The sequence below is a fragment of the Candidatus Poribacteria bacterium genome, from assembly GCA_021162805.1.
In the GTDB taxonomy this organism is placed as follows: Bacteria; Poribacteria; WGA-4E; order B28-G17; family B28-G17; genus JAGGXZ01.
Window position 1 is genome coordinate 1 of record JAGGXZ010000164.1, and the last position, 7,430, is coordinate 7,430.

General features: G+C 48.7%; 8 protein-coding genes. All 8 read left to right on the plus strand.

What is annotated here, in order from left to right; genetic code table 11:
- The coding region (locus tag J7M22_12535; protein MCD6507433.1) for a hypothetical protein at positions 1–144 on the plus strand (144 nt) is incomplete at its 5' end.
- Positions 145–953: 809 nt separating this feature from the next.
- Entirely contained in the window at positions 954–2,114 is a 1,161-nt protein-coding gene (locus J7M22_12540; GenBank protein MCD6507434.1) for a hypothetical protein, read from the plus strand.
- Complete coding sequence (locus J7M22_12545; protein ID MCD6507435.1) at positions 2,111–4,558, plus strand: hypothetical protein; 2,448 nt, start codon at positions 2,111–2,113, stop codon at positions 4,556–4,558. Before J7M22_12540 ends, J7M22_12545 begins: the two co-directional genes overlap by 4 nt.
- 161 nt (positions 4,559–4,719) lie before the next feature.
- Positions 4,720–4,992: a type II toxin-antitoxin system HicB family antitoxin gene (locus J7M22_12550; protein ID MCD6507436.1), complete on the plus strand. Its 273-nt coding sequence runs from the start codon at positions 4,720–4,722 to the stop codon at positions 4,990–4,992.
- A 286-nt stretch (positions 4,993–5,278) separates the two neighbouring features.
- Complete coding sequence (locus tag J7M22_12555; protein ID MCD6507437.1) at positions 5,279–5,407, plus strand: hypothetical protein; 129 nt, start codon at positions 5,279–5,281, stop codon at positions 5,405–5,407.
- Between the two features lie 160 nt (positions 5,408–5,567).
- Positions 5,568–6,335 (plus strand): glycosyltransferase family 2 protein, encoded by a 768-nt coding sequence (locus J7M22_12560; GenBank protein ID MCD6507438.1) that lies wholly within the window; start codon positions 5,568–5,570, stop codon positions 6,333–6,335.
- A 24-nt stretch (positions 6,336–6,359) separates the two neighbouring features.
- Positions 6,360–6,848 (plus strand): hypothetical protein, encoded by a 489-nt coding sequence (locus J7M22_12565; GenBank protein ID MCD6507439.1) that lies wholly within the window; start codon positions 6,360–6,362, stop codon positions 6,846–6,848.
- A 59-nt stretch (positions 6,849–6,907) separates the two neighbouring features.
- Positions 6,908–7,430: PD40 domain-containing protein (locus tag J7M22_12570; protein ID MCD6507440.1), on the plus strand; the 523-nt coding region annotated here is incomplete at its 3' end.

The following is a 7,430-nucleotide window of genomic DNA, read 5'->3' on the forward strand; positions in this document are numbered from 1 at the left end:
TTCGAGAGGGATCTGATCCTGAGGGTGTTGGATGAGACGGGTTGGAACATAACACAGACGGCGGATAGGATAGGGATGAGCCGTACGGGGTTAATGAAGAAGATGAAGAATCTGGGGATAAGGCGCCCGACGGATGATGGGTGATAACTGTGGTTATCAGGGGTGATAACTGCAGTTATCAGTCGAGAATCCTTATATCAAGAGGGATTCCCCGCTTTTCGCCCATCTAGGTGATAACTGTAGTTATCAGTTGAGGGGTATGTGGTGGATCGGGAAATAAAGAATTATGGGGGCTCACGATCTGGCATGAAAGTTGCTATCCGCAAACAGCGAAAAAATTTCGCTGAAAGGAGGATGATTATAAATGAAATCCGTAAGAGAGAAACTGCAAATCGCTCTCCTGATGGTAACCACTATCGGTTTAGTATGCCCTTTTATCTATGCGGTGGTAACTTATACCGGCTGGAACTCAATGAATCCTTCTCCCTCGACTGAGCAGAACGTGGGTACCTATGTTACTCCTAAGTGCGAGTACATCTTCAAGGTTAACAATAATGGACCTCAAACGACTGTTTCCGTACATAGATGGTATAAACTCTACGGCAAAAATAAGAATGTAGTTGTAGTGCCCAAAACATGGTGTAATTCAGATACGTCTATAAATGGATATGTTACTAATTGGTCCGCTAAGTATATTTATAACCATGGCTCCTCCGTCTATCTGAATGAAACGGGGCGTTGGCATCACGAAACTTTACATGGTTGCTCCGAAATAGGGTTCGATAACGCATATAAAGAGACGTGGTTCACAGTAAAGTGAAGTTCCCCACACAAGCGGTGAGACTTCTCGTGGCAGGTGCGACTGAGCGAACTTTGCTCGCTCAGATTTTGTCCTTAAAGCGATATCGCTTCGCGACTTTCGGTGAGAAAACCAAGGATAAGAGAGGCTTATGATGAAATCTAAATTGGACATGATGGCAATTATTATCATCCTGCTGATCGTCCTCGGGGCGTTCATAGGATTAGTAAGCTATATCAGCTCACGCTCCTACAAAATAGTTGAAAAACAAACTCCCCGGAAAGAGAATATAGCTTATGATAAGGGAAGATCAATCCGAACCGGTTACAGGAAAAAAGGAGTAAAGAACATGAGGATTGTCAATATAGATCTGAGGAAGAACAACTTCGGTGAAATAGAGGAACAGAGTGGTGAGAAGAGCAACTCCGGCTATATTATCGAGTATGAAGACGATAACATAACTTTCCTTCGATTCAAGGGGGAAGAATTCCTCTGGATGGTTCCCACAAAGATCCGCAAGGATTTCATGAAGAGGTTCGCAGTAGAACATTTCGATGACGCATTAAGGGGGTCCATCTACGTCATTCAGGAGCTTGGACGTCCGACAACATATGTCAGATACACAAGAACGCTCACACTGGAAGCGGCAAATAGGGAGAACCGCCTGGAGCAGCTTCTTAAAGACAAATCTGAGGAGCTATCACAGGAGGAGAAGGAGAGGATAAAGTCGGAGATAAAATCCATTCATGATGATCCTAACAACTGGCAGATAACGAGCTTCATAGCAACATCCACGATCACTCCTGAAGGGTTTCCTGAACTACCAGAGGTAGAAGCTGAAATTTGGTATGAGGCGACGTATAAAGGCAAAAAGCATACCCTGATTGGACCGCCTCCTGAGATATTCGGAGTGAAACTAAATCGGGATGAAAATCAAGGTGAAGAAGGGATCTCGGATTACAACGCTTTAGAGGAAGAGAAGGATTATGGAGGTGAAGCTGAACTGGTAGATAATCCCGAACTTCCCATTGAGTGGAATGATTGGGCCGAGGAGCCACCTCCCTTTCATCCTGAGCAAAGGGTGGAACCGAGGATCCCCGATGGAAGTGTGGAGCCGATCTTCCCTGAAAAGGAGCTAACAAAGCTGTATCAGGAGATTCTCAGAGAGTTGTTTTCTGAGATAGCTTTGGACGAAGAAAAGGAGCTGCTAAAAGCATATTCAGAATATTGTCGCTGGTTAAGAGAACTCTCCGAAGGGAAGAGTCTACCTTGGGGATCTGAAATAGACAAGGGTAATCCTACCGGTTTACGATGAAGTTAATCCGGCCGTTCAAAACTCCTCATTTTATTCTCCTTATCCCCCTTCTCATAAGCATCTCTCTTAGGCTTCAAAGCCTTCCATCGCTTGAGGAGAGGTTCTTCATCGGAACTGATCCCTACAGATTCTTCAGACAAGCCCAAATAATCCTCCAAAACGGCAAACTACCCCTGATAGATCGGATGCGATGGATACCCCCGGGAAGGGATCTTTCTAAACACCTTAACCTCTCCTCATACTTCATCGCATACCTCCACCGCATCGTCCGCTCCTTCTTCCCTTCAATTTCCCTTCACACAACCGCTTCGATATATCCCATCGTTTGTTTTTCCATCTTCCTCCTCCTCTTCTTCCTCTTTGTCAGGGAGATATTCGGCTTCAAGCTTGCTCTTCTTTCCACATTTTTCTCCTCCATTTCCCCCTTCCTTCTTCCGAGGAGCATGGCCGGTTTCCCTGATAGGGACTCACTTTGCTTGGCCCTTTCCGCTGGATCATCCTTGCTTTTTGCTAAATCCGCTCTCTCCTCAGGCCTCAGAAAACAGCTCCTTGCGCTAGGGGCGGGGTTGAGCCAGATGGCACTGGTGCTGAGCTGGGAGGGAAGCGGCCTCTTCAGCGGGATTATCATCCTCCTCATGATCCTGAAGATGATGTTCGACGAGTTTAAAACCGATGATTTTCTGGCGACCCTTTCTTATCTTACTCCGCCGCTTACCGCCGCTTTCATCCTCACCAAAACCTATATCTGCCTCAAGCCCTTCGCTCTGCTGGCATGGGGAGTTCCAACTTGGTTCCTCATCACGGCAACCATCTATATCGCTCTCAGACGGATCGAAAGGGGAAAAATTAAACTTTTCTCAGTCCATCTCAGCCTCGGGGCAAGCTCCCTTTTAGTAATCATCCTCGCCCTCGTCCTCTATCTCATCTCCCCATCCTCCACATCCTGGAGGCTTTTTTCAATCTGGGACAATTTCATCTCCCCTCTGGGAGGAAGCAGGCTTATGAGAACGGTCAGTGAGCTTTACAGACCTACCGCCATCGATTGGGTTAGCTGGTATGGGATAAGCTTCCTCCTGATCTCCACAGGCTCGATGATCCTCCTATATAGGGTCTCAAAGGAGATCAACCTTAACCCCTGGCTCTCTCTCTCGATCTGGGAGATATTCCTCATAGGCCTTCTTTACAGCAGATTCCCGCTCATCCCCGAGAGGATTTCCCAGATGATGTATATCTCATCTATCCTCTTGCTTGTAGGATATGTTCTTATGGTTTCCCCTCGAAAGCCCACAGGTGGGAGGATCATCCCTCTTCTGTTTCCTCTCTGCTGGTTTTCCGTCATGCTCATGGTGGCAAGGGGGGCTCAGAGGTATCATTTCTTCCTCGCACCGCCCACTCTGATCCTCACAGGACTTGCTTTCCAAGAGGGGTTCAGAGCAGCTTTGAGGCTTCGCCTCCTTCCACTTAAGGCATCCTCCCTGACCTTGCTTACGCTGATTTTAGGGCATTTCGTCCTATCCTATTGCAGAGCTGATTTCAGGGTGATCCGTTCATCCCGTCCTATGCTTTCCCGCCCCTGGAGGGAGGCGATGGAATGGATGAGGGATAACCTCCCAAATGATGCCGTCGTGGCTGCCTGGTGGCATTACGGAAGCATGATAAACGTCCTTGCCCACAAAGGGACTGTTGTCGATGAGGATCATTTCATCCCATACCGGATACATCTGATGTCGAGACATCTCTTCTGTGCCCAAAGCGAGAGGGAGGCTCTTGAGTTTCTCAAAGCCCACCGAGCTACTCATATAGCGATAAGCCTTTCCGATCTGCTCTCCCTTCCGATGATATCCTGGCTGGCCTCGGACGAGAGAGGAGACAAGCGGGTGATGGTCGTTCCTCTCATCTCGCCGGATGGGATGATCCCCATTGGGAAAGGGAAATGGATTGTCAACATGAGGCCGCCGGGCGGAATTCCTGGGGATAGCCCTTTGACGTTGAAGGACGAGACGATACCGAAGGGCAAATGGGGCCTGAGCGGCTTTTATCTTCTTGAAGAGGGCGATGAGGTGGTGAGGGGAATAGGAGTTGTGGAGACAGAGCATAAGATGTATAAGCTTCCCATCAAGGTGATCTACCTCTCAGGAAGTTCGGTGGAGGGGAAAGAGAGAGGGGAAATCCCAGGATATTTAGCCATTCTATCTAAGGGGAACATATGGCGAGGGGTGTATCTTTCGGAGAAGGCTGGGGATTATCTGGTGGCGAAGCTGCTGCTTCGGGGGAAGCTTCACCATTTCCGTCGGGTTTATCCCCGTGATAACACGGCCGGTTCCGTGCCAGAGGTTCAGGTATGGGAGATATCGTATCCTGAGGGGCTTTCATATCCGGAGGCTTATCTTGAGAGAGAGTTTCCCGATGCCAAGCTCTACAGGGCATGGGTCAGAGGAAGATGAGATGGAGTTGAGGTATCCTCTGGTCCCTCTGATAAACAGCCTCATACCCGGCACAGTAGGGATCGCTATTTTGGGAAGATGGGAATCAAGTTGACTCAGAACAAACCCTTCGGTATAATCAAGTTATAGCCTGAGTTGGCAAAATCAGAGGTGAAGAGGGGATGCGATTCATTCTGACAGAGTATGTGGATAACGCCATGGCGATGGCAGTATATGACAAGCTGGAGGATGGATCGTTCGTGGGTCGAATTCCTCCCTGTAAAGGAGTGATCGCATTTGGAGCCACCCTGAGGGGATGTGAGGAGGAATTGCGTTCCACCTTAGAGGACTGGATTCTGGTTGGGCTCAAGCTGGGCCATCCCTTGCCTGTCATAGCCGGATTGGATTTGAATGCGGCGGGATTTCATAAGGAGGCTGAGGAAGCTCGGCTTTGAGGGGCCTTATTCTGGGGCACGCCACCAGTTCATGCTCTGGAGGCAGCACAGAATGGCAATTCCCCCCAATGTTGAGTATTCCGTTCCACAGCTTTAGGATGTTGATAAGGGAGGTAGAGAGGATAATAGGGATCACAGTTGAAGAATGGGAGGGATTACAGAGCTGAGGAAAGGGTATGAGATCAATCCTTCTCTCCCTGTGATCTAGGAGGGGCTCAAACTCGCCTCCCTGCCCTCTCAGTTCAACCTCAAGGAGGAGATTGAGAGGCTCAAAAGGGGATTGATCATGATGGCGTTGAGGGAGACGAATGGGAACATAAGCAAGGCAGCCGATATGCTTGGGATAAGCCGTGTGGGTTTGAAGAAGATGATGGAAAGGCTCAAGATAAGGCATACACCAAGTGATGAGCGGTGATAACGGAGTTATCAGTAGTGATAACAGAGTTATCAGCGCATTATCGCTTATAAGATAAGCGATTCTTCCTTTTGAGCCTATCTTGGTGATAACGATGTTATCATCTGAAAGGTATGCGGTAGATCGGGAGATGAGGAATTATGGGGGCTCACGATCTGGCATGAAAGTTGCCTATATCATGGTGAAGTATCCTTCAGGACTTCGGACATGCTGGGAGTTGATGGTGATGCTGCTATCGGTCGTCATGCCGTGCCTCAATGAAGCAAAAACGCTTGCAAGATGTATCGAGAAGGCTAAAGCAGCTATCAAGGAGATGAAGGTGGATGGGGAGATAATAGTGGCCGACAACGGATCAGAGGACGGCTCCGTTAAGATAGCTGAATCCTTGGGAGCGAGAGTTGTTCATCAGCCCAAAAGAGGCTACGGCAACGCATGCAGGGCAGGGATAGAGGCCGCCAAGGGGAGATACATCATCATGGGGGATGCCGACGACACGTATGATTTCAGGGAGATACCTAAGTTCGTAAGGAAGCTGGATGAGGGATACGATCTTGTGATGGGCAGCAGGCTGAGGGGGGAGATACTGCCGGGTGCGATGGAGTGGAGTCACAGGTTGGGGAATCTGTTTCTGACGAGCCTGTTGAATCTGTTGTTCGGTGCTGGAGTATCGGATGCTCATTGCGGCATGCGTGCTTTCAGGAGGGATGCGTATGAGAGGATGGGCTTAAGGAGTGGTGGTATGGAGTTCGCTTCAGAGATGGTGATAGCAGCGGTGGTAAGAGGCATGAGGATAGGCGAGGTGCTGATCAGGTATTATCCGCGGGAAGAGGGATCGAGTTCAAAGCTGAGGACGGTGAGGGATGGGTGGAGGCATTTGAGGTTCATGCTGAGTTGCTGGACTTTCGACGTCCGGGGTCCAAAGCTTTAATCTATGCTAAGGAGGTTAAGTCAAATGCGAGGCATAAGGGGAAGCAGGGAGGCGATGGGGTTTGCGATCCTGACAACTCTCCTGTCGCTGGTGTTTGTCGTCAGTATCGTTTACGCCGCAGGTCATGGCGGCGTCCAAAACAACGTGAGCTGGTACGTTGAGGTCAATAGCCTAACCTACGACCGAGGCTCAGATGTTACCAAAAGCAACCACTCGGTTTATGTGTGGAATGGAGGAGGCGTTTCAGTCTTCGTAGACTACGAGTTCAAACACCAAGTGGATAGCGATGAGGGGAAAACGTTGAGAGATGAAGGTTGGCGCATCGAGGTTAAGCCGGGCAACGACCCTTCTAATCCGTTCTTCCACTCAAATACGATTACCCGATCAGCTGCCGATTTAGACCGAGGTGATCATACGCTAGATGCTTACACAAGGGTCGAAGTGAGAAACGGGGTAAATCGTCCTCCATTCATCCAAGATCAGGTGGGTGAGCATCTTGATTTCTCCAAGTGATGATAGAGGGAGGGATAAGCCCTCCCTCAGTATCTATAGCGCAAAACAGGAGTAAATCTATGATGGTAAAAAGAAGATGTAAAATCCTTTGTATGTTAATCTTACTGCTTTCTCCGATAGGCATTTCTATCGCTTTGGCTCAAGGGAAAATAGCTTTCTCAAGGCCTAATCCTGTCACCGGATGGACTGATATCTACATAGGGGATGTGGATGCGGAAAAAGGGAAGATATACAACATACGTAATTTCACAAACTTCATGGCTCGTGATTTCTACCCATCATGGTCACCCGACGGAAGTAAAATCGCATTTGTATCAAACCGATCTGGGAAAGGAGCGGCTATCTATATCGCAGATTACAAAGGTGAAAACATCCGGCTTCTCCTACCTCAGTATATGAACTTCATAGGAGGAACTCTTGGATGGTCGCCTGATGGGAGTAAGATCGCCTTCACTGCTCAGGCGAAGGGTGCGCTTCATCCAGATCTCTATATAATCGATGTGGATGGCAAGAACCTGCGTAAGATCAAAGCCTCCGATTTTCTGGACGGTGATTGTCGTTGGTCTCCGGATGGGAAAAGAA

Excerpts from the sequence above, each read along its gene's own strand:
- J7M22_12540 (MCD6507434.1), top strand. The coding sequence starts at position 954 with ATGAAATCTAAATTGGACATGATGGCAATTATTATCATCCTGCTGATC.
- J7M22_12545 (MCD6507435.1), top strand. The coding sequence starts at position 2,111 with ATGAAGTTAATCCGGCCGTTCAAAACTCCTCATTTTATTCTCCTTATC.
- J7M22_12550 (MCD6507436.1), top strand. The coding sequence starts at position 4,720 with ATGCGATTCATTCTGACAGAGTATGTGGATAACGCCATGGCGATGGCA.
- J7M22_12555 (MCD6507437.1), top strand. The coding sequence starts at position 5,279 with ATGATGGCGTTGAGGGAGACGAATGGGAACATAAGCAAGGCAGCCGAT.
- J7M22_12560 (MCD6507438.1), top strand. The coding sequence starts at position 5,568 with ATGAAAGTTGCCTATATCATGGTGAAGTATCCTTCAGGACTTCGGACA.
- J7M22_12565 (MCD6507439.1), top strand. The coding sequence starts at position 6,360 with ATGCGAGGCATAAGGGGAAGCAGGGAGGCGATGGGGTTTGCGATCCTG.